This window comes from Bdellovibrio sp. SBM16 (genome assembly GCF_056175625.1).
Genome location: NZ_JBJKJG010000001.1, coordinates 513,992 through 539,760, shown reverse-complemented (window position 1 = coordinate 539,760; position 25,769 = coordinate 513,992). Strand labels below are relative to the sequence as shown.

Below are 25,769 nucleotides of genomic sequence, written 5' to 3'. Positions count from 1 at the left end.
AAGTGAACTGGGCTGAAAGTCCAAAGGAAATAAACTATGAATCTGAACACACTTATCGTTGATGATGAACAAGAGCTACGCAAATCAGTTGCAAGTATTTTGCAAAATTCTATTCCTGATGTGACTTTTAACATCACCGAAGCTTCAAATGGCCGCGAAGCCATCGACTTAGCCAAAAAAGAATTCTGGGATTTAATTTTAATGGATGTAAGAATGCCCGAGGTTGATGGCCTAGAAGCATTACGTCAGATCAAAGAACACGATCCACGCACTTTTGTGGTTATTATGACTGCGCATTCAAACTTAAATGATGCCGTAATCGCCATCAAAGACGGCGCCTATGACTATGTTGAAAAACCAGTAAGCCCCGAAAAACTTACGGCGATCGTACGCAAAAGTATCGAAGCACATGAGATGATCACCGAACTTACAGCATCGAATCCGATTTTTGACGACGATATCGAAAGTGAGATCGTTGGCCAGAACACAAAAATGAAAGAAGTTTTTAACCTGATCTACAAACTGTGCAAAGTAGATACAACGGTTCTTATCCGCGGTGAAAACGGAACAGGCAAAGAGTTAGTGGCAAAAGCCATCCACTTCAACTCCCCTCGTAAATCAGGCGCTTTTGTCGCGATCAACTGCGGTGCGATCCCTGAACACCTGATGGAGTCAGAATTATTCGGTCACGAAAAAGGCGCATTTACCGGCGCGATCGAACGTAAAATCGGTAAATTTCAGTTAGCTAACAACGGCACACTGTTCTTAGATGAAATCGCCGAACTTAAACCTGAAATGCAGGTTAAATTACTGCGCGCCCTGCAAGAAAAGAAATTTACGCCGGTTGGCTCAAATCGCGAAGTTAAAACCAATGCGCGCATTATCGCCGCCACTAACCGTAACTTAGAAAAAATGATGGAAGATCAGGAATTCCGTGAAGATTTATTCTATCGCCTGAACGTGATGCCGATCTTCTTACCGCCATTACGTGAGCGTTCGGATGATATCCCGGAACTCGCTGTTAACTTTTTAGAGAAGTTTTCTAAAACCCACGCCAAACAGATTCACAGCATTGCACCAGATGTATTAGACTTAATGAAAACTTACCGTTGGCCAGGAAACATCCGCGAACTTGAAAACGTGATTGAACGTGCATTTATTGTCGAATCAAGCCAGGTGATGACCACAGCAAGCCTTCCGGAAAATATCCGCAATGCCACAAAACCTGCGGCGACACCTGCTGCAACAGCGACTGCCGGCAAAGCTGATACGGCACCGACAGGCGGTGCACTAGATTTTGAATTATTCAAAGAACAGGCTGAAAAAGATTTTATCATCAGTGCGCTTAAAGCCAACAAAGGAAAAATCAATCAGACCGTGGCACAGGCAAATATTCCGAAAAATACGCTGTTACGTAAGATCCGTAAGTACAACATCAACGTTAAAGATTTTTCGTAGTGCGTGTTATTTTTGTCGTTGCAAAAGTGTTTTTGCCGAATGAAAGACCTGTTCAGGCAGAATTTCTTTCATGCATTTATGATGGCCGAGCGGGCATTTATGGTGGCCGTGCAAGCCGCAGGGACGGCACGGCAGCGCACGGTTTTCAACCACGACACTGTCATTGTTCCACGGTCTAAAGCCTAAATGCAGCGTGGTCGGACCAAAAATCGCAACCACGGGTGTCCCGACACTTGCACCCAGATGTGATGGTGATGAATCATTTCCGATAATCAGATCACAGGTCTTTAAAAACTCGATTGATTCAACCAGCTTCATCTTTCCCGCAAGTAACTCTGCCTGTGGGTTATGGCTTTGAATTTCCTGGCATAACAAGGCTTCATCCGGCCCGCCCATCAGACAGACCTGATAACCTTCAGCTAAAAGTTTGGCCGTTAATTCAGAGTAATAATTAACCGGCCATTTTTTTGTTTCCCAGACCGAGCCCGGAAACAACGCGATTTTTTTCTTAAAATTAAAACTGTGCGCCGGCGCCTGCATCGAAAAAAACTCAGGGATGGCTTTAAACTTCCCGTCATGATCAGAAAAATTTAAATAACTCCAATCCTGTTCATTGATCTTGGCTGTTACCTGCGGATCAACCGGTGCAAGCAATGCCATCTGCCTGATCGCATCCGGCAATGTTTTAAGATATTTTACGCTTTCAGAAAAAAATAAAAAATTAAGTCCCTGCGAGAAGCCGAATTTCTTTCTGGCTTTTAATTTCCAGGTAAACAGCGCCGATCGAAGTGAGCGGTGCAAACAAAAGACATTTTCAATCTGGTGCTGGTTAATTTTTTTAACCGCGTCGTTGTACGAAGCTTTATCGCCTTTATTTACCGTGATCAACTCATCAATGACATTTAATTTTAGAAGGTAATCGCCCACACCTTTTTTCGCGACAAAGATTATCTTATCATGCGGATACAGTGCTTTGAGCCTTTTCAAAAAAGGAATTGATAAAAACACATCCCCGATAAAGGCGGTCTGTACGACCACGTGATAGTTTGCCAAGGTTAGCTTCCCGGCTCGATCTCTGTCACTTCCGACACCAGAGTACCGATTTTGATTTTAGCTTCGATTCTTAAGATGTACTTACGGTCATCGTCAGATAGCCAGATAAAAATATCACCGGTCTGCGAAAGAGCGCCGCGGGTTACGATACTCGCTTTGATCTTGATCGCATTAAACTCGCCGGCTTCGGTGGTTAACTTTTCTTTGGCAACAGCTGTACCGGTAAAAACGATATTCTTTTTATCTTCAGCCACACGGAAAGAAACCTGTTTACCTTCTTTCCAGTTAAAGATACGCATGTAGAAAAGACCACTAAACGCATTTTGTGAAAATGGCAGGATATCCCAAGTGTACTTCTTTTCCTCTTCACCGTGCTTTTCGGTGTATTTTTTCTCCCAAAAACTGGCCTTTAAGGTCTCGTTGTTAAAGTACGACTGTGACTGGGCAAGCTTTCCGGTCTCTTTGATATTTAATTTTAAGACATGGGGAACAAGGGTCTCGTAGTCTAAAAAGGTGTTTACTCTATCTTCGACCGAATAAAAGCTTGAAAATACACGGCTTGATTCTAAAGCAACCGAAAAATTGTAACTCTTACGATCGTTCACCTGAGCAAATGGTTTTACCTGCATGGTTAGATTGCCGGCTTTCGCCGAAAAGTAGCTGACCTCGTGAATCACTTTTTCGCCTACACGGAAAGGATCCTTGATCGGACGACGTGAACCTGGTTCAAAGCCTTCACTGTCTTCGATCTCGGGTTGGCGTTTACCGGGCTTAGCTGCGGCCACACTGGCTTCAGCTTTAGGTGCTTTAATCTTTTTAGGTTCTTTTTTTGCGGCAGTTTTCTTAACTTCTTTGGCCGCTACCGGTGCTGACACCGCTGTTGTTGCCGATACCGTGTCTAACTTGGCCACTTCGGCTTTCGGCGTTTCGACTTTGGCTTCTTCCTGAATTTTAACTTCGCGTTCAAACTCTTCATTTTTAAAGAATTTATCCTGCTTATCGTATTTCAAAAAATTACTCGAGCAGCTCGTTACACTTAGTAATAAAATTAAACTGATGATTTTATTCAAATTGCTTCCATCTTCTGTGAACCCACATCCACTGGTCCGGCCAACGTTTGATAATTCTTTCTAAAGTCGCGTTAAAACGATTGGTTAAAATGCGCTGTGCTTCCAGTTTATCGTCTGTCGCGACATCGTCAATTTTTACTGCGGTTTCTACACTAATATGCAGTTTATTATTCTCATCCCAGTAGGTATAAAGCGGTATAACCGGCGCTTTAGTCTTTTGCGCAAACACAGCTAGACCATAGGCGGTACCGGTTTTTCTGCCGAAAAACTCGGTTTCGATACCGTACGGTTTACCCATAAACTGATCGAGCACGAAAACAACCGCACGTTTTAGCCGCAGGGCCTTTAAAATTTCAAAGGCATTATTTTTACTGTGGGCATCAATAAATTCAGTCTTTGATTGCGTACGCAGCGAAAACCAGAACTCGTCGGCAAATTCGTTGCTGAATCGTTTGGTGATCAGGCTTAACGGTGCAACTTTTTCGCTGATAATCGCCGCAGCAAGATCTCCGCCCCCAAGATGCAAAGTTAAAAAGAAAAACCCCTGGTCACGCGGCACATTCTCCATACCGTGCACCACCACATTGTCTCGGATCCACTCTTCATTGAGATACGGAATTCGACCCATATCGACCAGATTACGCCCTAACACGTAAATACTTTTACGCATCCAGTTCTTCTTGGTCTCTTCCTTTGTGCCTGGAAATGCGATGTCGATGTTGTCATAGACTACTTTTTTACGCAGTTTTAAGACATCAACCCACAACCAGGCAAAAAATCTGGCAAACAGATCGTTAAAAAACCACGGCAGTAGATTTACAAAAAAAGCAAAGACGGCACTAACTAATCTGGCTAATTTTCGCATTTAATAATTCCTTATCCGCCGGAGGAAACTGTAATTTTAATTCAATGGTCTGGGTAGACGAACGCAGTTCTTCATTGGTTACTTTAACCAGATCCTTGGCCGTTGCACACAAGACGCTGTCTTTATTGCCAGTCTGCCACTGGTGCAAAATATCTTTTTGCTCACTTGCTGTGAACTGGTGGTGGTCAGCAAACTCAAGATGCTTAACCACGGTAAAACCGGATTTCTGTAAGTTGGCTTTAAGTTGTTGCGGGTTACCGATCGCCGAATAAACGAAGAGTTTTTTGACTGTCGCCAAGACCGACGATACCGCTTCAGAGCGGATGCACGGATGATTTTTTTGGGCCAGAAAGTTTTCAAAAAACTTAAGCGTTTCTGCGTTGGCGTTATTGGTTTTGGTCAAAATAACCAGCTGCGAGCGAAACACCTGTTCTAAATCTTCACGCAGGTGGCCTAACGGCAAAAGCTGGTAATGCGATAAGGGCTGCGAAGTATCGATCAGCACAATATCTAAATCTCTCTTTAAGGCCCGATGTGAAAACGCATCGTCAACGATCACGATATCGATTTTAATTTTATTAAACTCGCAGTATTCAAGCGCAAACTCAACCGTATCGGTTTTATGCGGCCCGCTCCACACCTTCACATGGGGAGCCATTGTTTTAATTAAACACGGCTCATCACCGTACATAAAGGTGTGCTTTAGGTTTTCTAGCGTAACTTCCGCCGGTTGTGGCAGTTTGGCTTTATAGCTTTTTGAAACAACGAGAATAGATTTGCCTTTAAGCATGGAAATTAATTCCAGCACCACCGGAGTTTTTCCGGTGCCGCCGGTGGTAAGATTGCCAACAGAAATCACCGGCACATTAAAACGGGCCGGCTTTAACCAGCCTTTGTCATAAAAAAGATTCTTAGTATCTACAGCAATGCGGTAGGGATTGAGATATTTCATAAATACTTGGCTAACGCCTGCCCTACGCGCGCTGTCGCCCCGACATCGCCCAGTTTGTACTGTAACTGCGACAATTTTTCGATGGTAGCTTTTGTATAGGCCTCATCGTTGATATATCTTTCGATTAACGGGATAAGTTTATCGCTGTCGGCTTCGCTTTGCAGACGCTCAGGCACAACTTCTTCGTTCATGATCAGATTTACTAAACCGAAAAACTTAATCCCGCGCACCAGCAGTTTACCTAAAACACCGGTGATCCACTTTAAACGGTACATGATCACCATCGGTTTTTGCAGTAAACCAACCATTAACGTCGCGGTACCCGATGTCGCCAGTACATAATGTGCAAGCGAGATCATTTTGTTCGGATCATCCTGCACCAGAATGTAAGGCATCTTGTAATCAAGTTTTTCGACAATAAAATCATTTAAATAATCTTTTGATAATGTCGGTGCGGCCAAGATCATAACACGTAAAAAATCGTATTTTTTGGCAAGTGCACGTGCAACTTCTAATTGCACCCCGAAATTAAGTTCGATCTCGCCCTTGCGTGAGCCAGGCATAAGTGCCAGCACCCGCTCCTGCGGACTGATCCCGTATTTTTGCCGGGCCATTTCGAGCTGTTTTGCATCAAGTAAATTCGGGTCTAAATCTTCTAAGAGCGGATGACCGACAAATTCATACGGCACCTGATGCAGATCATAGAATTCACGTTCAAACGGAAACAACAGAAAAACTTTATCGCAGTATTTTTTAATATCAAAAATACGCCCTTTTCTCCAGGCCCAGACCTGCGGCGAAATATAATAAAACACTTTAATACCGTGTTCGCCCAGTTTCTGTTTTAAAGTCTTGGCCAGCTTTAAATTAAAATCGGGATAATCAAGTAACAGTAAAAATTTAGGTTTAATGCGGATTGCTTCTGCGACAAGGTTTTCAAACACAGCTTTTAGGTCTTTGTAATGGGCGATCACTTCGGCAATACCGACCACGGCCATTTCTTCAGATTTACCTAATCTGCGCATGCCGAAGTCTTCCATGGCTTTAGATCCGACGCCGGTAATTTCGACGTCGATATTGTTCTGCTTCCAGTACTTCATGAGCTTTAGCGCATAATAGGCGCTCGACGCTTCGGCGGCCACCATCATAATCTGGGGCTTCGAGCTAAACTCGCTCACTACTTAATCTCCGCTAAGATCTTCTCGATATTTGCCAGAGCAAGACTTGCTTCGTCGCCGGTAATGGCAACCGGCACTTCTTTTTTAACGGCACGGATAAAGTGGTTAATTTCAAGATTTAAAGCATCAACTTTTTCGACATTAAATTTTTCAGTTTTATAAAACGGGTCATTTTTATCGCCGGTTAAGATTTCACCTTCAAGTGTGGCGGTGTTCACAAAAATCGTACGTTCATCCTGTACCGCCCGAAAGTTACGGACAATCGTCGGATTTAAACGTGAATTGTTGATTGTAACCTGCACGCCGGATTTTAACTGCAAGCGAACCGACACATCATCGATGGTGTCTTTTATAAACTTGTGGCCATAGACCATAAATTTTTCGATATCAGAATTAAATAAGTACTGCACCAGATCCAGGTCATGAATCATCAGATCATGCAACACACTCACATCCGCACCACGGGCACGAAACGGAGCTAATCGGTTAATTTCGAAATATTTGGTTTTCGCCGCCGATTCTTTAACAATCTTATATGACGGATTAAAACGTTCAATGTGGCCTACCGAAAACACCACATTGTTCTTTTTGGCCAAGGCCGACAGTTCATAGCCTTGCGCACTGGTTGCCGCAATCGGTTTTTCGACCAGCGTCGGGATATTATTTTTTAAGAAAAAAGCGGCTAAATCATAGTGAGCCTGAGTTGCGGCCGCAATCGTTACAAAATCCACCTGTGAAGGAATCTCTTCTAACGTTTTAAAAGCTTTAACACCTAACTCACCGGCGATTTTTTCAGCTTGCGGGGCGAATTGGTCAAACACACCCACTAATGAGGCGTGTTCTGAACCTTTTACTTTCTGGGCGTGAAAGTTACCTAAATAACCAACACCAATTACTGCACCCTTAAGCTTACTCATACTAATCTTCCATCCCCGCACTTGAAGCGTTGTGACGGTGAATCGCAATACCGCGTTTCGATGATTTAACAAAATGAGTTAATACCGCAATGTTTTCTGACGGTGTACACTCACTCTGAATACGCGCAAGCGCCTCATCGACAGTGCCGTGACCCATAATAATGATTCGGATTGCTTTATGAATATTGGCTACTTCTTCTTTTGAAAATCCTTTACGTAAAAGACCGACTTTATTTGTCGCGCGTACAACAGCGTAGTTACCCTGTGCACGTGAAAACGGAAGAATGTCTTTATTTACGATTGAAGATCCCGCAACAAATGAATAACGGCCGATTTTTGAAAACTGGTTAAAAGCACAAACCCCACCGATCACCACATTGTCTTCTACTTCGCAGTGACCACCAAAGTGAGAGTTATTGGCTACGATCACGTTGTTGCCGATTTTACAATCGTGACCAACGTGCGAGTAAGCCATAAAATAACAGTTATTACCGATCTGGGTAATACCGTCCCCCTTTGAGGTTGCTAAGTTAAAAGTCGTAAACTCACGGATCACGTTATTATCGCCAATGATCAGCTTGGTTGGTTCAGATTTATAACTGATATCCTGAGGAGGTCCGCCGATCACCGCACCGGGAAGAATATGGTTATTCTTCCCGATTTCTACGATGCCGTAGCGCGAACCGATCGTGCAATGGCCTTCAACAAAAGTGCCTTTGCCGATTTTTACATGGCCCTGGATATTGCAATAGGGCCCAATCTCTACATCTTCTTCTAACTTCACGTCGGCCGAAATAACCGACGATGGATGAATCTTCATAACAAACTCTTTAATCTAACTGATAAAACCTATGACTATTTTTCTTTATCGAAAGCCGTTAACACATCAGAAGTGATATTTACCTCTGACACTGCGTAAACAACGATAGGCGTAGCCTGGCTAGATTGGATAACCATTTGTAAACCTTTGTCTTTGGCTACTTTTTCGATAGTTTTTTTGATTTTTTCAACAATCGGCGCCACTAAATCATTTTCTTTTTTAGCTAAGTCCGCTTGTGCTTTTTGTGCGTTTTGGTTGAACTTCATCATTTCTTCCTGAAGTTCCTGAGCTTTTTTGCCGAAAGCTTCTTCAGATAAAACAGAACGTTTTTTCTCGATGTCCTCACGCATTTTTTCGACATCGGATTTTTTCTTTTCTAATTCTTTATTTTTCTTTTCCTGGTCTTTTTTTAATTCTTCAAAAGCTTTTTTACCGGCTTTAGAGTTTTTAATAACTTCTTGCACATCCACATAACCCATTTTGAATTGGGCGTTGGCCGAAAGAGCAAACATCATTACGATTGTAGCGATCATTGTTGTTAACATGTTTTTTTTCATTTTATCTCCTTTAAAAATAAAAAGTTTAAATTATCACTAAAAAATTAGAACGGAGGTCCGATCGAGAATTCAAAGTTGACCGAATCATCGTTGAATTCATCAGTTTGAATTGGCCAGCCCCACTCAAAACGTAAAATACCCAGCGGCGATTTCCATCTAAAACCGATACCCACGTCACTTAAGAATTTTGTTGATACGATCTCATCTTCGGCCTGACCGATATCGTAGAAAGCCACACCCGTTAAGCCGGCTTCTTTGATTAACGGAAACTGAAGTTCAGTCTGGAATAATAACTGCTTCGTACCGCCGACAATTAAGTTTGAAGCTTTCTGACGGTCGGCCTCTGAAATACCTTCACGGTAAAACGGCGACCCTGGCGTTCCGATCTGTTGGTAACGTAAGGCAGAGTAAACACGCTTACCGACGCCCGATGAACCGAAACCACGTAACGTGTACGGACCACCTAATTGGTAAGTCTCAGAGAACGGCACTGTGCCGCCTTTTTCGATCGGCTGGATATTTGAGTAAGAAATATTATTTCTCCACACCACATCCCAGAATAAATTATGGAAAAATTTAAAACGTGTTGAGATTTCCTGATATTTTAAATCGCCGCCAAAACCGGTGCGCTCGTAGCTGATATCAGTGTAGATACCTTTAGATGGCTCGGCACGGTCATTACGGGTATCAAACTCTAAGGTCGTCTGAATCGCCGATGTCACACCACGGGCGGTGTCTAACGGGAAAATCAATGGATCAGTATTTTCGTTATCAAATAGCTCTGTTTTATCCAGACGGTATCGAACATAGGCACGCGTGTAATCACCGTACACCGGGTGACCGAATCTTAAATTACCACCGGTTTTACGGATATCGTAATTGATACGGGCTTTATTTTCGATGTAGAACACATCAAAGCCTGACGACCACTTCGTGTCTAAGAAATAAGGGTCAGTTAAACCTAATTTATAATCCTGGCGGTTTTTCGAAGCATCAATACGCGCTTCTAACGACTGACCAAGACCACGGAAGTTGTTCTGCTGAACCGAACCACCTAAACTGAAGCCCTGGGTATTACCATAAGCAGCCGTTAACTGGATCTGTCCGGTGTTACGCTCTTTAACTACGATTTCGATGTTTAACTGATCTGGTTTTTCCGGTGGGGTGCTGGTTTTAAAGTTAACTTCTTCAAAGAAGCCCAGACGCTGGATATTTTCCTGCGATAAACGTTTACGGGTTTCGTTATATAGCTCACCCTCTTCAATTTTTAATTCGCGGCGAAGAACTTTATCGCGGGTTTTGCTGTTACCGGTGACAGTAATATCACCAAAGTAAACCTTATTACCTTTTTCAAATTCAAACACCAGATCGACTTTGCGGTCGGAGTCGCGGAAGTTATAACGAGGAATCACGTTGGCAAAAGCATACCCCAGATCACCGTACTTCGCCTGAAGATCGGTAATATCTTTACGCATCACCTCGACTGAAAAAATACCGTTATCTTTGATTTTTACTGCATCAAAAAGTTCTGATTTTGGAAACAACAAATCACCGGCAAAATCAACTTCGCCGACAAAGTACTGCTCGCCCTCTTCGATATGGTAAGTAATGTAGATTGATTTTTTGTCAGGAGTTACCGTCACTAACGGACGGTCAATTTTAACCTGTAAAAAACCCTGATTCCAGTAAACATATTTTAAGACCTGAAGATCCTGATCAAAAGCCTCTTGTTTAAAAGAGCCCGAATTCGACATGCCCGAGAAAAAACCTGCTTCTTTGGTAAATAAGCGGTCTTTTAGCTGGTTATCTTTTAACTGCTTATTGCCGATAAATGTGATTTTTTTAACTTTCACTTTATCATTTTCAGTAATTACGAATTTAACACGCGCGGTTTCGCCGGCTGTGATATCTTCAATCACCGGCTCGATCTTAACCAGGTAGTAACCTTTTTCTTCGTAGTACTTTAAGAGTTTATCAACGGCCGACTGAATTTTGGCGTTATTTACAACTTCAAAAGTTTTTAAGCCTGACTGAGTTTCCAAATCTTCCGATTTAATTTCAGAGTGGCCTTCAAAAACGATTTCAGCCACCACCGGTTTTTCGACGATTTTATAAATTAATTTTAAACCTTTAGGTGTATTTTCTTTTAAAACTTCGACCTGGATAAAGTAAGTCATCCCGAATAAATTCTGGATATCTTGTTTTACGTCTTGTGGATCAAAGCCTGCGCCGACTTTTGAAATAAGCTTTGCTAAAACCGCATCTTTCTCGATTTTTTTCAAACCAAGAACTTCGATTTCGCTGATTGTCTGTTTGCCGATCTGTTTGCCTGCCGGCTTGGATTGCGCAGAGGCCACCTGAACCGTAAAAACGCCCACGGTGATAAACATGATGAAGAATAAAAAGTTCAGTTGTTTTAATGAGTTATTTAACACCAGAAAAGGCTAGCTAGACTTTAGTTTGATGTCAAATAGCCATCCTTCATGCGGTAGATTTTCGAAAACGCCTGCGCAAATTGCAGATCGTGAGTTACGACGATCAAAGTCAATCCGAGCTTTTTTTGCAACTCAAAGAACAGCCCCTGGATCTTAGCTGAATTCTCGGAATCCAGATTACCGGTAGGCTCATCTGCCAATAAAATGCGCGGATTACGAATCAATGCTCTGGCAATAGCCACTCTTTGCAGCTCACCACCGCTTAATTGGTTCGGATAGTGTTCGGCACGCTCGGCTAAACCCATAAACTCAAGCCACTCTAATGCTTTTTGACGAGTCTCTTCTTTGGGTTGTTTTGCCAATAACCCCGGCAACATGACGTTTTCTAAAGCACTTAACTCATGAATGAGATGATGAAACTGAAACACAAAGCCCATTGTCTCGTTGCGAAATAATGCCAGGTCATCGTCAGATTTATCAAACAGCGACGCCCCTTCAAACAGCACTTCCCCCTCAGTGGGACGGTCTAAGGTTCCGAGAATCTGCAAAAGCGTCGATTTTCCCGCTCCCGATGAACCTAACAAACATACCGCCTCGCCCGCCTGAATAGTTAAATCCACTCCGCGTAAAACCGAAACCTGCGAAGCTCCCGTAATATAGTTTTTTCTTAATCCCTGAACTACAATCATCTAGTCCTCCCGTAATCCTTCAACAACCGTAAGTTGACTGCCCTTACGTGCCGGCGGATACGTTGCAAGTAAACACGCAAACGTTGTTGCGACAAAAATTAAAAAGAAATCAATCCAGCTTAGGCGGATATCAATACGGTCGATCTTATAAACCGAACCAGAAATCAGCGGAAACTGCGACTGTAAAAACATAAATCCCTGCGACAACAGATAGCCGGTAAAAAAACCGCACAAACAACCTAAGGTCGCCACAAACAATCCCTGCATGACAAAAATAATCTGGATATTTTTTTGGGTTGAACCTAAGGCTTTAAGAATCGCGATATCCTGATAACGCTGGCGGATTAACACATACAGGGTGCTCGAAATGTTAAATGCAGCCACGACGACGATCAAAAATACCACAAAAAAGATCACAACCATCTCGTATTTTACGGCCTTAAAAAGATTTTTATTCACTTCGTACCAGTTTAAAACAGCATAGCGTGAACCCAATTCGTTTTCGATTTTGCCTGAAAGATCCGGAGCCTTATCTGAATCTGCGATCTTTACAAACGCTCCGGTATAACGATCCCCTATCTGGGTCAGTTCCTGAAAATCCGGCAGATGCGACAGCACCAATCTTTCATTCCAGTCATTTTTGCCAAAATCCAAAATAGCGGCGACTTTAAACGGCCGCGCCTGACGCTTAAAATTATCGTCTTCAAATGGCGTAGCTAATGAGACCGCCAGATAAACTTCGTCATTTAATTTTAAGTTGTAACGCTTGGCCAGCCCCTGGCCTACCGCCACACTACCGGACGGCGAGGCAAGACTTCCTTCGCGAACACGTGAATCTAAGCTTAATATTTCACCGACCTGCTCAAAATCAAAACCCTGAATCAACACACCTGAAACTTTGCCTTTAGCGGCAATCACAGCCTCGGTGTAGGCAAAACGCGCCATCTTTTGAATGCTCGGGTCGATACTTTTAATTTCTGCCGCAAACTCATCCCAGCTTTCGATCAGTTTACCTTTTTTGATAATCTGAATATCGCTGGTCACATCGATCATCGCTTTTTTGAGTGAACTTTCAAAGCCGCGCATCACCGACATACTGGCCACAAGGGCTGCAACACCTAACACTAATCCCAGAAACGACAGCGGTGCAGATCCGCCAAATAAAATTTGTTTGTTAAATAATAAACGCCCCGATAGCCAAAACTTAAACTTTAAATTGCTAAACATCGGCATCTCCGTCAGCCGCTTGCCCAAGAGTTCCGTGAATCTGCGCTTTTAAATAGGCCATGATAAAATCACCGAATTCACCGTTCATTACCTTATCAACCTGATTAGTGCTGTAACCGGTGCGGTGATCTTTAACCATCTGATACGGGTGCATCACGTAAGAGCGGATTTGCGAGCCCCACTCATTGGCCTTTTTAGTTGAGTTTAAAGCATCTTTTTCTTTATTACGTTTTTCGATTTCTTTTTCGTAAAGCGCGGCTTTTAACATCTTCATCGCTTTTTCACGGTTCTGAACCTGTGAGCGCTGCTGTTGCGAAGCGACTACGATGCCCGTAGGTTTATGGCGGATACGCACTGCCGAATCGGTTTTATTGACGTGCTGGCCACCGGCCCCGCTGGAGCGATAGGTTTCAACTTCGATATCTTCGGGTCTAACCTCGATCTGGATATCGTCATCAACTTCAGCCCATACAAAAACCGAGGCAAACGAAGTGTGGCGTCTGGCATTGGAGTCAAACGGCGAAATTCGCACCAACCGATGTACACCGGCTTCGGCTTTTAGATAGCCGTAAGCATACTCGCCAGAGATTAACAGCGTACAGGATTTGATACCGGCACCTTCGCCCTCGGTCATATCTAAAATTTCGCAGCGATAACCGTTTTGTTCGGCATAACGGGTGTACATGCGCAGCAACATCTCAGCCCAGTCACAACTTTCGGTGCCGCCGGCGCCGGCATTAATAGATAAATAGGTGCTGTTGGCATCGAGCTCGCCACCTAAGACTTTTTGCAGCTCTAATTGTTCGCCGATCTTACGCACTTCGGTCAGCTCGGATTTAACTTCTTTGAATGAGCCTTCATCATGCCCGTCGACGGCCATTTCCAATAAGACCTTGGCATCTTCAAGACGGTTAAAAAACTGATTCCACTCGTTGAAGGCTTTTTCTAAAAGGGTTTTTTCTTTATTGAGTTTTTGCATTTCGGCAGGCTTTGTCCAGAGATCTGGGTTTTCTGCCGCCATAGCTAGTTCTTCAAGACGTTTTTTCTTACGATCAAGGTCAAAGATACCCCCGAAGCTCTACAGAAAACTGATCCAGCTCTGCAATTTGTTTTTTTACTTCGGATAATTCTGTGACTATAGACATGCCACTTAGTCTAGGTTTACTTGGTCTTTGCGGTCAACTGTTCAAACAGCTTATCTTGAATGCGAAACATCAGCTTTTCTTCAGTGGCTGAAAGCTCATGGTCGTAGCCCAAAAGGTGCAATACGCCATGAATCAGCATATATAAAAACTCATGTTCTAAAGAGTGCCCGTGCTGCTTCGCTTGTTTTTTTAGCACATCAAGACAAAAAAGAAGTTCACCCATTGAACCGGGCTCTATGGGTGCAAAACTTAAAACATCGGTTGGCTTATTTTTACCACGAAACCGTTTGTTAATTTTTTTCATCTGCGCTGTATCTAAAAACACCAGGGTGATCGTTTTAGATTTTAAAAGCTTTTGCCTACGCAGTTTTACTTTGTTTAGCCCACGAATCACCGCCTCCAGATTTTTCTGGATCTTTTTCGCGTGAGTTAGGTTTTTTGACTGATTGACAACCTGAGCTTTCATAATTTCAAATACAGCATGCCAATTCCGCCAAAAAATCTCAATGAATTTTCAAGTCTTCTGCAACTTATGCGTGATTTACGCGGCCCGGACGGCTGCCCCTGGGATAAAGAACAAACCCATTTATCTTTAGCCCCCTATGCCATCGAAGAAACCTTTGAAATGGTTGAAGCACTGGAAAAACAAGATGATGCCGAATTCTGCGAAGAGCTGGGGGATGTACTGTTTCAGGTGGTGCTGCATGCGCAACTGGCCAGCGAACGTAAAGCCTTTGATATTCATGATGTGATTAAAAACATCGGTGAAAAACTGGTGCGCCGTCACCCGCATGTGTTTTCAGAAGTAAAAGTTTCGGGCGCCGATGAAGTGATTAAAAACTGGAACGACATTAAGGCCAAAGAAAAACTGGGCAAAGTAAAACCGGTTTTCAGTATCCCGAAAGGACTGCCCGCTTTACCTACTGCCGAGAAAATCGGATCTAAAACCGAAAAACTCAAATTTGACTGGAATAATGCCCGCCAGGTATTAGCGCAGCTAAAATCAGAAATTGCCGAACTGGAAATCGAAATGAACCGGGCCGAACAAGACAACGGCAGCTTAGATCACGAGATGGGTGATGTGTTGTTTACTGCCGCGCAATTAGCGCGTCACTTAAACTTAGATGCAGAGTCTTCATTACGCCGCACCAATTTACGTTTTCAAAAACGATTTAATGCCATGTTGGGTTACTGCGATAATAACATCGAAAAATTCACTGCACTTGCACCCGAACAAAAAGAAGAACTGTGGAAAAAAGTCAAAAAAGACTTAGCTTAAGATGACTTTTTGCTTTTACTTTTTTTAGCCGGTGCCGCCGCAGGTTTTGACAGGCGCTCTTTCATCTGTGCATCTGATTCGTAATAGATAAATTTAGCGCTCAAGCCCTCTAACATTTTATGCAGCGTTTTAGCGTAGGCATTTTTGGTCTGGTTTCGGCAGGCCTGGTACTCACCGGTCAGGGCATTAAATTTTTTGCAGGGGTCAATCGCCGCCACACATTTTAACGTCAATTCTGAATCGATATCGCCTTTATCTTTGCCGTTGTATTTTTCTGCGTATTCGTCAAAGCCGTCTTTTTCGCGGTTAAACCATTGGCGGTCAGCTAAAGTCCAATCGTGTTTGTCTGTAAAAAAGAAGTTACCTAACTTTTTCTGCGGATCGGTGTATTTCACACTGGCGCCACAGATAAATTTAACCTGCTCATCCATAACCTTCATCGAATTCTTTACACTGACAGAAACTGTTTTCTTTTTTCTGTCATATGGAAAATACATTTCTTTACCGGGAAGAATTTTGATCACTGTATCATGATTTAAGATATCGTACTTCTCTAAAGCTTCGGGAAGAATAACGGCTTGCTTCTCCTGAGCCCAGAGTTGAATTTGCGCAAATAAGATGGTCGTCATTAGTAGGTTTTTCATATTCGCCTCTCTCCCTTGTATTGTTCGGAGTGCAAAACACCTGTATTAAGTCTAGCTTCATAAAATATCAGATTTTTTGGTTGCAGAGATTAAGTGGTTGCTCCCGCCAAAACACCAAAAATAATTTTACCGAATTCTGTCTAATGTTTTTGCGAAAAAACCGACTCTGTTTTTCAGCAAATTCCAAGTTGTGTTGTTTTCCAAGTATACTGTTGAAAGAATTGACGCATTAAAAATTTTTTTTCATTAAAAAAATTATTTTTTCGAGTGTTTTTAAGCCCTTAGCGTGTCTCATTTTAACCCGGCAGCATTTATTCATGAGAGAAAATCACTACTTACACGCCCGCTCGCGCTTCGCTTACGGCTCTTTTATTCTGATTTCGTTAATTTAACTTATTTTAATCACTGGACGATAATTTTACTGTAAGGAGAACAAAATGTTCTTAAGCCAAACGAAACTGAAGATTACAAAAACACTGGCGTTAACCGCTCTGGCAATGACTGCTGTCGCGTGTGACAAAGGCGCCGGGTCTTTCTCAATTCTTTCTGACAATTCACAGTTCCAACAGGCTGTGACTTTCACACCACGTAAGTTAGACGTGTTATTCGTAGTCGATAATTCTGGTTCGATGGCTTCTTCACAAAACAACCTAGCTAACAACTTTCCGTCTTTTATCGATAAGTTTATTGATAAAGGCTACGACTTCCGTATTGCGGTAACAACAACTGACGCTTTCTATGGTGATCAGTTTATCGCAAGCGGTTGTTCATTATGTAATACTCAACAAACCCGCTTCAGATCTGGCGTAAACCCACCGGTGTACGTGATCGACCGCGCGGATTACGATTTAAGCCAGGCTTCAGAAGAAGCGCGTTTAAAATCTGATTTTACTTTAAACGTAAAAGTCGGAACTAACGGTTCTGGTGATGAACGTGCCTTTTCAAGCTTTAAAGCGGCTTTAACTTCAAGCTTAAATGTGGGCTTTCACAGACCAGATGCTTTCTTGGCAATTGTCATTGTATCTGACGAAGAAGACTTCTCACAATCTGAGTACACAATGAATGAAAGCTATTCAAACCCTAACTTACATACAGTGGCTTCATATAAAACCTTCTTAGACAGCTTTACCGGCGGCGCATCTTCTGAAGATTACTCGGTATCAGCAATCTCTATCTCTGACCAGGCTTGCCGTGACCAGCTGGCCGGCGGCAGTGGTGGGGCACAAAAAATCGCTACCCGCTACAACGCTTTAGTGGATTTAACAGGTGGTACCAAAAATTCGATCTGTAGTCCGTTTGACCAAACCCTTGATAATATCTCGACTCAAATCATGACTGAGCAAAAGCCGGTGTACACTTTGGATAAAAAGCCGATTATTGCCTCTATCCGCGTAGTTATTGACGGTGTACAGGTTCCACAAAGTTCAACAGATGGCTGGTCATACGATGCTGCTGACAACACAATCACCATCAACGGTGCAACTTACAAACCGGGCCCCGGCTCGAGCATTGCGATCAACTTTGACCCGGATTTAACTTAATTAAATTTTAGAAGATTAATTTTAAAGAAATAAAAAGGAATTACGAAAATGGCGCAAAACGAAAATAACTGGTATGTGTTAATGGGCGAACAAAAATACGGCCCCTATGAATACAAGTCGATCATCAATATGATTCAGACAAACCAGCTTATGGATTATAACTACGTATGGGCTCCGCACTTAGACTCGTGGACGCAGATCCACCAGTTAGAAGAGTTCGGCAGAGACCGTTTTATTAATTTACTCCAGAAAGAATCAGATCTTTTAAGTGCGTTCATCAAACGCGAACACACCCGCAAAGATATTGACGTTCCTATTTTGGGACACAATCACCAAAGATTCTTCGACGGGCAAATGGTCTCCGTGTCGACCGTAGGTGCTTTATGCCTACTAAACTCGCCTTTAATCCAGGTGGGTGACCGTTTAAAGCTGCACATTAAGTCTGGTTCTGAGAATTCAGCACCATTCAATGTGGAGTGCGAAGTAATCAGAAAAAACTTTTCAAAACAGCGACTTAACTCAAAATCTGGCCTCTATTATGCGGTACGTTTTCACGATATTCAACCAGTGGGAGTGCAGACTATCAAGACCTGGATACAAGCACCAGCGAAGGCCGCATGATATCGCTCGGAATTAACTGAAGCGACTTAAATTTAAAAATTAAACGAAAGAAATTTACGGAGGATTTATGGTTACAGAAATTTTAGGCTTTATTAAGGATTCAGGATTTGTCGGTTGGACTATTTTAGGTACCGGCGTAGCAGTGGGAGCATTAGTTGTAGAGCGTGCCCGCACTCTTTACTTTCACTACGGCATGAATGTCGAAGCTTTTACCGGCAAAATCCAAACATTGGTTTTATCAAAAAAAGTTGATGAGGCTATCGTTACCTGCGCACAAATGGAAGATAAACCATTGGCCCGCGCTTTTAAAACAATCTTAGAAAAAGCTGATCGCGACGATGAAACAATTTTCCAGGCGCAAGACATCGCGATGTCAGAAGCCGTACCACTTTACACTAAACGTTTACACTACCTTTCAATGTTAGCCAACGTGGCAACTTTACTTGGTCTATTAGGTACGATCCACGGTCTTATCTTATCGTTCCAGGCGGTCGCACAAGCTGATCCAGCAACCAAACAAGCGATGTTAGCTAACGGTATCGCGGTATCGATGTATACAACGGCATTAGGTCTTGCGGTGGCGATTCCAGCCATGGTTCTGTACTCGTTCTTAGTTTCCCGTCAAAACGAGTTACTTGAGCAGTTACAAGAAAAATGTTCGAAGTTAACTGAAACACTGACTAGCAGTTCAATCCCAGGTCTTGGTAAAGGCCATGTGTACCCGGATGTCGCTAATGCTCCGGCGGGCACATCGGTACCGCCATCTCACAACTCTAAAGCGTCGTAATTAAGACGCTTTTACGAAGGAGAATACCTTATGGGTAAACGTTTTAAACTACACATTGACCGCAACGCTGAGTTCGAACTGGACTTAGCGCCATTATTAGCGGTGATGGTTAAACTTGTACCGGTTCTGTTAGTTTCATCTGCCTTCGTGCAAATGATGATTATCGAAACCGAGCTTCCGCAAGTTGTCCAAGAGGCCATTAAAAAACAAGAAGCAGACCCAAATGCGGCTTCAATTTCAGTAGCCGTGACTAAAGCCGAAGGCGTAAAAATCACATTAACTGAAAAAGGTCAGGCGCACGTTGAAGTTGTCGGCTTAAACCAAGAAAAACAAATCGACTACCCTGCACTACATGCTAAGTTCGTAGAGCTTAAAAAGAGCCACCCGGCTATTTTTAAAATTGATATCCAACCGGATGGCGATGTGGCCTACAAAGATGTGGTCAAAGTAATGGATGAAGCCCGCAAAGCGCGCGAAAAAGGTCTCGCATTTCCGGTTAAAGACGAAAAGTCAGGAAAAGAAACTACGACTGAGTACATGTTTCCTGAAATCGTTTTTGGCAACACGATGGATGGTTAATTATGGCTGAAAGAAAAAGATTTCAAATTCCGATAAAAAAGAATCAATCGTTCGGTCTGAATATCACGTCAATGACGGATATGTTCACGATCCTACTGGTGTTCTTATTACAAAGCTTTGCTGCCAGCGAAGTACAAATCGACCCGGTTGAAGGTTTACGCCTGCCGCAATCTTCAACCGAAAAAAATCCGGTTGATGGTGCGAAATTATCTGTTTCGGCCAAAGAAATCAGATTCGACCAAAAAGTGGTGGCGTTAATAAAAGATAACCAGGTCGACACAGCCGCTCTTGATCAAAACGACAAACAATTTATTAAGCCGCTGTTTGACGAGTTAAAGAAGTTAAATACGGACAATGAAAAACTGGCAAAAACCGGCAAGGTCTTACTACAGGCAGACCAGGATATCCCTTATGCGACTTTACGTAAAATCATGTATACCGCATCAATGGCCGGCTTTCCAAATCTTAAACTAGTCACAACTGTGGGTAACTAACAATGACGACACAATTAATTTCACAAAAAAAGGATGAAGTAAACATGATGTCAGATGAATAAATTTTCATTGATTATTGCTCTTCTGTTCGCGGCGCAAATCACTCAAGCTGCCCAAGAAGAAGCCAAAGGCCTTTTACCTGAAGTTAAGCTTAATTCTGATAACGAAGAAGTTAACACCGAGAAAGCTTTCAAGTCTGAAGTATTGATTACTAAGGCTGAAAATAAAGCGATCGATTCACTAAAAAAAATTATTGCTAAGAAAAAAGGAACCCCCGAAGAAGCGGATCTGCAATACCGTTTAGCCGAGCTTTACATGCGCCGTGCTAAATCTGGTCGTTTTTTCGATTTAAACGAAGGGGCCAACGGTAAGCTGGAACGAATCGGCATTACCAGCCAGAAATCAATCGAGTCATTAAAACTGGCCATTGAAATCTACAACCGCATTGAAAAGCAGTTTCCTAACTACAAGCAGTTAGATGAAGTCCTGTTCAACAATGCCATGGCGCACTCGCAGACCAAACAGATGTCGCGCGCCCAGGAATTATATAACAAACTTACCAGCCAGTTTCCGAAGTCGGCATTGATCCCTGACGCCCTGTTAGAGGTTGGTGAATTATATTATAACCAACAGAATTTTTCGACGTCTCTGGATAAATTCAAAGCTATCGAAAAATACCCGAAATCAAAGGCCTACCCGTACGGTTTATATAAATCGGCGTGGTCTTTATATAACTTAAAACGCACAGATGAGGGCGTGTTACAGTTGGTTCAGGTTGTAAAAATCAACCCGGCTGATTCTCAGGATGAAAAAAAGTACAACCTGCGTAAAGAGGCTTTACGTGATTTAACCTTATTCGTCGGTGAAACTACGCCGGCAGCTGAGCTTTACAGTTTTTTCAAGAAAATTTGCACCGATAACGAATTGGGCGAAGTGGTCGTGAACCTGGCGACGCTATTTGAATCGCACTCCCGTTATAAAGAGATTGCAATTTTTGCCAATGAGTATATCAGCGAATTCCCGTCTAGCGAGCAATCTTCAAAAGTTTACACCAAACTGATCGATGCCGAAGAAACACTTAAAAACCGCCCGCAGGTTATTTCTCACTTAAAAAAATTCGGTACCCACTGCAGCTCTTTAGCCGCCGAGGCGCAAAAACCTTGTAAAGATGAATTTCGCAAAATCAGCCTGGAAATTTCTAAAAAATGGTGGGAAATCTGGCTGAAAAACAAAAAACACGTCGAATTTTCGCAGTTAACCGAACAGTCATTTGAGATCCTGTTATCGCAGGAAGATACCCAGTCCCCGGATTCAACATCGCGCTACGCGTACGCCGAGTTATTGTTCCAGCTGGAAAAATACGAACTGGCTCAGAGCAACTATTTAACGGTATCTAACCACAAAGGTCTGGATAAGACCCGTGCCCACGATGCTTTATATGGCGCTTTATTCAGTATCGAAAAACAATTAGAAAAAAACAGCAAAGACGAAGTTTTACTTGAACAGTTAACGGCGCAGCAAAAAGAGCTGGCCCAGCGTTATGTTAAAGACTTTCCAAACGGTGAACACTTTGAAAGTTTACAGTTTAAACTGGGTTTTATCGCGTACCAACAAAAAGAGTATGACAAATCTTTAGAAATTTTAACGCCGTTTACGACTAAGTCTAAAAACGCCCAGTTAAAGAATAAAGCTGAAGATATCGTACTTGATATCTATAACGTTAAAAAAGATTTTAAAAAAATCATGGCGTTTTCGTCACAGGTCGGTAAAGCGACTAGCGATGAAAAACGTAAAAAATATTTAAACCAGATCAACGAAGAGGCCAATTTTGCACAGGTTCAGGTCGATTCTGAAAGTTTAAAAGTTGAAGCTAAAATCAAACTTTTAAAAGAATTTGCATTAAACCACAAAAATTCAAAATTAGGCCAGGATTCCCTATGGCAGTGTGTATCGTTAGCCTATGCTAACGGATTAGATGTGATGGGTGCAGAATTATCATTAGAATATGCCCAAACCTACCCGGCGGATAAAAAATCATTGGACGCCGTCAAAGACGCGGCAAAATCATTTGTTGAAGCCGGCCACCTTAAAAAGGCGATTTCAACCTTCCGCGAACTTGCCCGTTTAGAACAAAATAAAGGTTTCGCGCATTTAGAAACATCATGCGATCTATTGCGCGTAAATTCGCAGTTACCGGAAGCACGTGGCTGTTACAAAGCCCTGTTTGAAAAAGCTGATAAAACCAAAAAGATCGAGCTGTTAACAAAAATGATGCGTGCATTCGGCGACAAGAAAAATCATGCCGAACTTGAGTCTATCGAAAACCAGATCTTACGTGACAATATCGAGCCATATGCAACGCAGGTGTTAATTTCTAAAGCCAGAGGCTTATTAGAAGCCAAAAAATACACAGATGCATTTTCTTTGGCGATGAAGATCAATTCCCGTCCGGTAGACGCTGATGCCCGTGCCGAAGCCCGCCTGATCCAGGCAGCCGTGTTAGAATCAGAGTTTATCGCACAAAGTGTTAAAGCCCGCGAATCAAAGTTTGCGATGGTCTTAGCTATGAAAACCGAAAAATTCGATAAGGCATTCACGGCTTATTCATCTACGATCAAGATGTCTAAATCTGATAAAATCCAGTCAGAAGCTTTACAGGGTATCGACCGTTTATACGCCCATTTCATCGAGGCGTTAACAACAATGCCGGTACCTCAAAGTTTAACTCCGGCTGAGCGCGACGCTTTAAAAGGCGAACTGGTAAAAATGGCCGGCCCGTTCCAGGAAAAGCGTAAGGATAATCTGGCGAAGTTACGTCAGGTCTCAAAATTATCGGCGACGAACTCTGAACTGATCAACTGGGCTGACTATAGCATCGAAAAAACGGTAGAGCCGCGTTTATTGTTTCCGTCACACCAGAAACTTTCACACTACTTACCGTCGTCACTGACTGATTACAAAGAGTATTCGCGTTTGCCGGCTTCGGACAAAAAATGTGACAAAGAAAAAGTTTCAGCTTCGTCTGTGGGTGGCTGTATCCAGGCTAAAAAATTTGCTGATGCAGAAAAACTGGCTTTAAAACTTACCGAGACCAAAGAGCAACGTGCGATCGGCTTATACTATTTAAGCGTAATTGCTGATAGCAACGATGAATCCGACAAGGCTCTATGGATGGTTGAAAAGGCCGAGACATTAGAACCGCAGGTCGCTTTCTTTCATTTCCAGAAAGGTAAAGTTCTTTATTCTGTCGAAGGAATTAACAGTGCTTTACCGAATTTTGAAAAGGCTTTTGACATCAAAAAATCGTCTCGCGAAATCACTGTTATGAACGCTTTAAAGTCGTTCTCAGATAGAGATTTTATCACTGCCTCGACTGAATTTTCACAACTCTCGACTGAAGACCTGTATAATTTCAATGTAGCGGTATTATTTGTGGAATCGATTTTACAAAAAGGAGAAACGGCAGAAGCTGCAAGCCTGGCCCAAAGACTTGTGAATGCCCAGCCTAAAAATGTCGATATGTTACTAGAGCAAGCCCGTATTTTTGAAGAGTTTTCTTCGAAGAAAGATGAAGCCATCCAAGCTTATATTAAAGCTGCCGGCATTACTCAATCTCCGGACCAAAAAGACTGGCTTAAAAAGAAAATTGAGTTTTTAAAAACGAATAAAAACAGTCAGATCTCAATGAACGTTGGTGGTGAATAATGGCTTGGATTAAAAAAGGAAATATGAAGATGAGCTTAAACTTACTGGCTTCGTTGACATTGGGACTGATCATTACTTTTGCTCCCTTTGTCGTATCTGCAAAAGGTACTAAAAAAACGAAAACTCGCGATGTACAAGAGGTTAATTTCGGTGAAATGAACCTTAAAGGCACGATCAGAAACCCTGACGGTGCTTATCTCGTGCAAAAGAAAGGTATTAAATTTATGCCTTTACACGATATCCAGAAAGATATGGATAAAAAAATTCGCGAAACTTCATTGTATATTGAATAGAGGGTGGCATGGGTATTTTAAAAATTACACAAACGACACATGATGGTCGCACAAAGGTATGGAAAGTAGACGCTAAAAAGTCTATGCTCACCTTTGGTGCTTCACGCAAATCTGACTTTGGCTCTATTGACCGTATGAGTACACCATTCGATGCTGTGGTTGAAAAGAGACCGGATGGCTGGCACTTTATCAGCTTCGACATGAAGAACACATCTCCGGATTTTAAAATTTCGGATAATTCTTCGTTAGAGTTCGGAGAATCAAAATTAATATTTAACGTTGTTAACAAAGAAGAGTATGTATTACGTAGTCTTGAAAATGTGAACCCCCAAGTAACTTCAAAGCCTACGCAAAAGAAACTTCTTATCGTCTCTAAAAACAACAAGGTCCTAAAAACCCAGGTTAAAGACGTAAGTCATACGCTAACCTACTCGATCGGCGGCGTTATGCACACTTTACCGTTCACCGGTAAAGACGTGTGGGAACATCACGAGATCGATGGTTTTACCTTTAAATCCAAGTTAGTCACGTTAAACGAATTATCAGACATCGAAAAAATGCCGACAGCCGGTATGGTGGATAAAGAAAGTAAAAAAATGCTTATCGCCACCCTTTCTGCGATGTTCTTATTCGTGGCCATTGGTATTTTCACACCTGGTAAAGAGATCGTTGAAGAACTTACGGTTCCAAAATCAAGCTCTACCCTGGTGATGAAAATGGAAATGAAAAAACCTAAAGAAAAATCAGCAGGCCAGGTATCTCCGGTCAAAAATAAAACAGCTCCGGCACAGGCCCAGAATAACGCCTCTCCTGGCGGCGGTAAGGTTTCTGCCCTGTTAAAAGGGGCCGTTGGTGTGCGTATTTCACAGTTGATGGGTAAAGTTTCTGCTACTGAAGCGCGTACGGCGCAGGTGTTGGTCACCACTTCTGGTGTAAAAGCCGGCGAAGCAGCCGCAGGACGTGCCTTAGCTGCCGTTGGTAAATTTGATTCATCAGGCCGTAACTGGAGTGGTGAAGCTACTGCAAACGGCGGTGGTAAAGGCGTATCGACCGGTGGTGTCGGTGCAGGTAAAGGTGCCGGCGGCCTGGGTACAGGTTTGAGCGCTGGTAAAACCGGTAACGGCGGCGTTGGTTTAATCGAAGAAGAATCTGAAGTTGTTGGTGGTCTGGACCGCGAAGTGATCGCACAATATATCAAATCACAACTAGGTCAGATCCTTTACTGCTATGAACGTCAATTATCAGCTAATCCTGATTTATACGGTAAAGTCGCGGTAAAATTCACAATCTCTGGTACTGGCCAGGTTGAAACGCAGGCGATCAACCAAACAACATTAAAAAGTGTTCCGGTTGAAGGCTGTATCTTAAATAAAATCGCTAAATGGAAGTTTCCAGAACCAAAAGGCGGAACGAAAGTCGTTGTGACCTACCCGTTCTTATTTAAGAGCACAAACTAAAAT

At 42.7% G+C, this 25,769-nt stretch carries 24 protein-coding genes; 10 read left to right on the top strand and 14 right to left on the bottom strand.

Annotated features, from left to right (window positions below; translation table 11 throughout):
• Window positions 1–36 precede the first annotated feature (36 nt).
• The gene (locus AC04MM_RS02445) at window positions 37–1,458 is read left to right on the top strand and encodes a sigma-54-dependent transcriptional regulator (RefSeq protein ID WP_475378724.1); all 1,422 of its coding nucleotides are present in this window, start codon (window positions 37–39) and stop codon (window positions 1,456–1,458) included.
• A 6-nt stretch (window positions 1,459–1,464) separates the two neighbouring features.
• On the opposite strand, the gene AC04MM_RS02440 is transcribed toward AC04MM_RS02445, so the two are convergent.
• From AC04MM_RS02440 to ybeY, 13 genes are all read right to left on the bottom strand, one after another.
• Entirely contained in the window at window positions 1,465–2,511 is a 1,047-nt protein-coding gene (locus AC04MM_RS02440; RefSeq protein ID WP_475378723.1) for a glycosyltransferase family 9 protein, read from the bottom strand.
• A 2-nt stretch (window positions 2,512–2,513) separates the two neighbouring features.
• The gene (locus tag AC04MM_RS02435) at window positions 2,514–3,521 is read right to left on the bottom strand and encodes a DUF3108 domain-containing protein (protein WP_475378722.1); all 1,008 of its coding nucleotides are present in this window, start codon (window positions 3,519–3,521) and stop codon (window positions 2,514–2,516) included.
• 52 nt (window positions 3,522–3,573) lie between these two features.
• Window positions 3,574–4,446 (bottom strand): lysophospholipid acyltransferase family protein, encoded by an 873-nt coding sequence (locus AC04MM_RS02430; protein ID WP_475378721.1) that lies wholly within the window; start codon window positions 4,444–4,446, stop codon window positions 3,574–3,576.
• Entirely contained in the window at window positions 4,421–5,398 is a 978-nt protein-coding gene (lpxK, locus tag AC04MM_RS02425; RefSeq protein ID WP_475378720.1) for a tetraacyldisaccharide 4'-kinase, read from the bottom strand. Before lpxK ends, AC04MM_RS02430 begins: the two co-directional genes overlap by 26 nt.
• The gene (gene lpxB / locus AC04MM_RS02420) at window positions 5,395–6,576 is read right to left on the bottom strand and encodes a lipid-A-disaccharide synthase (protein ID WP_475378719.1); all 1,182 of its coding nucleotides are present in this window, start codon (window positions 6,574–6,576) and stop codon (window positions 5,395–5,397) included. Before lpxB ends, lpxK begins: the two co-directional genes overlap by 4 nt.
• Window positions 6,576–7,493, bottom strand: a complete 918-nt coding sequence (locus AC04MM_RS02415; protein ID WP_475378718.1) for a Gfo/Idh/MocA family protein — start codon at window positions 7,491–7,493, stop codon at window positions 6,576–6,578. The genes lpxB and AC04MM_RS02415 overlap by 1 nt, the downstream gene beginning before the upstream one ends.
• A gap of 1 nt (window position 7,494) precedes the next feature.
• On the bottom strand, window positions 7,495–8,313 hold the full coding sequence (gene lpxA, locus AC04MM_RS02410; protein WP_475378717.1) for an acyl-ACP--UDP-N-acetylglucosamine O-acyltransferase: 819 nt from the start codon (window positions 8,311–8,313) through the stop codon (window positions 7,495–7,497).
• A gap of 35 nt (window positions 8,314–8,348) precedes the next feature.
• Window positions 8,349–8,870 carry an OmpH/Skp family outer membrane protein gene (locus AC04MM_RS02405; protein ID WP_475378716.1) on the bottom strand — a complete coding sequence of 174 codons (522 nt, stop codon included), beginning with the start codon at window positions 8,868–8,870 and terminating at the stop codon, window positions 8,349–8,351.
• 44 nt (window positions 8,871–8,914) lie between these two features.
• Window positions 8,915–11,305 carry an outer membrane protein assembly factor BamA gene (gene bamA / locus AC04MM_RS02400; protein ID WP_475378715.1) on the bottom strand — a complete coding sequence of 797 codons (2,391 nt, stop codon included), beginning with the start codon at window positions 11,303–11,305 and terminating at the stop codon, window positions 8,915–8,917.
• Between the two features lie 20 nt (window positions 11,306–11,325).
• Window positions 11,326–11,994: an ABC transporter ATP-binding protein gene (locus tag AC04MM_RS02395; protein WP_475378714.1), complete on the bottom strand. Its 669-nt coding sequence runs from the start codon at window positions 11,992–11,994 to the stop codon at window positions 11,326–11,328.
• Window positions 11,995–13,221, bottom strand: a complete 1,227-nt coding sequence (locus AC04MM_RS02390) for an FtsX-like permease family protein (RefSeq protein WP_475378713.1) — start codon at window positions 13,219–13,221, stop codon at window positions 11,995–11,997.
• Window positions 13,214–14,366 (bottom strand): peptide chain release factor 2 gene (gene prfB, locus AC04MM_RS02385; protein WP_475378712.1). Its coding sequence is split into 2 segments (ribosomal slippage): window positions 13,214–14,284 and window positions 14,286–14,366, totalling 1,152 coding nucleotides; the frame shifts between segments, so codons are not numbered across the junction. Before prfB ends, AC04MM_RS02390 begins: the two co-directional genes overlap by 8 nt.
• A 16-nt stretch (window positions 14,367–14,382) precedes the next feature.
• Window positions 14,383–14,832, bottom strand: a complete 450-nt coding sequence (ybeY, locus tag AC04MM_RS02380; RefSeq protein WP_475378711.1) for an rRNA maturation RNase YbeY — start codon at window positions 14,830–14,832, stop codon at window positions 14,383–14,385.
• Window positions 14,833–14,847: 15 nt separating this feature from the next.
• Between ybeY and mazG the strand changes: the two genes are divergently transcribed.
• Window positions 14,848–15,645: a nucleoside triphosphate pyrophosphohydrolase gene (mazG, locus tag AC04MM_RS02375; protein ID WP_475378710.1), complete on the top strand. Its 798-nt coding sequence runs from the start codon at window positions 14,848–14,850 to the stop codon at window positions 15,643–15,645.
• Here the strand turns inward: mazG and AC04MM_RS02370 are convergent.
• The gene (locus tag AC04MM_RS02370) at window positions 15,642–16,289 is read right to left on the bottom strand and encodes a hypothetical protein (RefSeq protein ID WP_475378709.1); all 648 of its coding nucleotides are present in this window, start codon (window positions 16,287–16,289) and stop codon (window positions 15,642–15,644) included. The two genes, mazG and AC04MM_RS02370, sit on opposite strands and share 4 nt — an antisense overlap.
• Window positions 16,290–16,726: 437 nt before the next feature.
• On the opposite strand from AC04MM_RS02370, the gene AC04MM_RS02365 reads away from it, so the two are divergent.
• The 8 genes from AC04MM_RS02365 (at window position 16,727) to AC04MM_RS02330 (ending at window position 25,766) form a co-directional block, all read left to right on the top strand.
• Window positions 16,727–17,830, top strand: a complete 1,104-nt coding sequence (locus tag AC04MM_RS02365) for a hypothetical protein (RefSeq protein ID WP_475378708.1) — start codon at window positions 16,727–16,729, stop codon at window positions 17,828–17,830.
• Between the two features lie 48 nt (window positions 17,831–17,878).
• Entirely contained in the window at window positions 17,879–18,451 is a 573-nt protein-coding gene (locus AC04MM_RS02360) for a PilZ domain-containing protein (RefSeq protein WP_475378707.1), read from the top strand.
• Between the two features lie 67 nt (window positions 18,452–18,518).
• The gene (locus tag AC04MM_RS02355) at window positions 18,519–19,238 is read left to right on the top strand and encodes a MotA/TolQ/ExbB proton channel family protein (protein WP_475378706.1); all 720 of its coding nucleotides are present in this window, start codon (window positions 18,519–18,521) and stop codon (window positions 19,236–19,238) included.
• A 30-nt stretch (window positions 19,239–19,268) separates the two neighbouring features.
• A complete protein-coding gene (locus AC04MM_RS02350; RefSeq protein WP_475378705.1) occupies window positions 19,269–19,817 on the top strand; it encodes an ExbD/TolR family protein in 549 nt (182 codons plus the stop codon).
• 2 nt (window positions 19,818–19,819) lie between these two features.
• Window positions 19,820–20,311, top strand: coding sequence for an ExbD/TolR family protein (locus AC04MM_RS02345; protein WP_475378704.1), 492 nt, complete (start codon window positions 19,820–19,822; stop codon window positions 20,309–20,311).
• Between the two features lie 54 nt (window positions 20,312–20,365).
• A complete protein-coding gene (locus AC04MM_RS02340) occupies window positions 20,366–24,016 on the top strand; it encodes a tetratricopeptide repeat protein (RefSeq protein ID WP_475378703.1) in 3,651 nt (1,216 codons plus the stop codon).
• Window positions 24,016–24,309, top strand: a complete 294-nt coding sequence (locus tag AC04MM_RS02335; protein ID WP_475378702.1) for a hypothetical protein — start codon at window positions 24,016–24,018, stop codon at window positions 24,307–24,309. Before AC04MM_RS02340 ends, AC04MM_RS02335 begins: the two co-directional genes overlap by 1 nt.
• A gap of 8 nt (window positions 24,310–24,317) precedes the next feature.
• A complete protein-coding gene (locus tag AC04MM_RS02330; RefSeq protein ID WP_475378701.1) occupies window positions 24,318–25,766 on the top strand; it encodes an AgmX/PglI C-terminal domain-containing protein in 1,449 nt (482 codons plus the stop codon).
• The last annotated feature ends 3 nt before the right edge of the window (window positions 25,767–25,769 follow it).

Bases quoted from the DNA above. Each gene is read 5' to 3' on its own strand.
- AC04MM_RS02445 (WP_475378724.1), top strand. From the start codon at position 37: ATGAATCTGAACACACTTATCGTTGATGATGAACAAGAGCTACGCAAA.
- AC04MM_RS02430 (WP_475378721.1), bottom strand. From the start codon at position 4,446: ATGCGAAAATTAGCCAGATTAGTTAGTGCCGTCTTTGCTTTTTTTGTA.
- lpxK (WP_475378720.1), bottom strand. From the start codon at position 5,398: ATGAAATATCTCAATCCCTACCGCATTGCTGTAGATACTAAGAATCTT.
- AC04MM_RS02415 (WP_475378718.1), bottom strand. From the start codon at position 7,493: ATGAGTAAGCTTAAGGGTGCAGTAATTGGTGTTGGTTATTTAGGTAAC.
- lpxA (WP_475378717.1), bottom strand. From the start codon at position 8,313: ATGAAGATTCATCCATCGTCGGTTATTTCGGCCGACGTGAAGTTAGAA.
- AC04MM_RS02405 (WP_475378716.1), bottom strand. From the start codon at position 8,870: ATGAAAAAAAACATGTTAACAACAATGATCGCTACAATCGTAATGATG.
- AC04MM_RS02395 (WP_475378714.1), bottom strand. From the start codon at position 11,994: ATGATTGTAGTTCAGGGATTAAGAAAAAACTATATTACGGGAGCTTCG.
- AC04MM_RS02390 (WP_475378713.1), bottom strand. From the start codon at position 13,221: ATGTTTAGCAATTTAAAGTTTAAGTTTTGGCTATCGGGGCGTTTATTA.
- ybeY (WP_475378711.1), bottom strand. From the start codon at position 14,832: ATGAAAGCTCAGGTTGTCAATCAGTCAAAAAACCTAACTCACGCGAAA.
- mazG (WP_475378710.1), top strand. From the start codon at position 14,848: ATGCCAATTCCGCCAAAAAATCTCAATGAATTTTCAAGTCTTCTGCAA.
- AC04MM_RS02370 (WP_475378709.1), bottom strand. From the start codon at position 16,289: ATGAAAAACCTACTAATGACGACCATCTTATTTGCGCAAATTCAACTC.
- AC04MM_RS02365 (WP_475378708.1), top strand. From the start codon at position 16,727: ATGTTCTTAAGCCAAACGAAACTGAAGATTACAAAAACACTGGCGTTA.
- AC04MM_RS02360 (WP_475378707.1), top strand. From the start codon at position 17,879: ATGGCGCAAAACGAAAATAACTGGTATGTGTTAATGGGCGAACAAAAA.
- AC04MM_RS02355 (WP_475378706.1), top strand. From the start codon at position 18,519: ATGGTTACAGAAATTTTAGGCTTTATTAAGGATTCAGGATTTGTCGGT.
- AC04MM_RS02350 (WP_475378705.1), top strand. From the start codon at position 19,269: ATGGGTAAACGTTTTAAACTACACATTGACCGCAACGCTGAGTTCGAA.
- AC04MM_RS02345 (WP_475378704.1), top strand. From the start codon at position 19,820: ATGGCTGAAAGAAAAAGATTTCAAATTCCGATAAAAAAGAATCAATCG.
- AC04MM_RS02340 (WP_475378703.1), top strand. From the start codon at position 20,366: ATGAATAAATTTTCATTGATTATTGCTCTTCTGTTCGCGGCGCAAATC.
- AC04MM_RS02335 (WP_475378702.1), top strand. From the start codon at position 24,016: ATGGCTTGGATTAAAAAAGGAAATATGAAGATGAGCTTAAACTTACTG.
- AC04MM_RS02330 (WP_475378701.1), top strand. From the start codon at position 24,318: ATGGGTATTTTAAAAATTACACAAACGACACATGATGGTCGCACAAAG.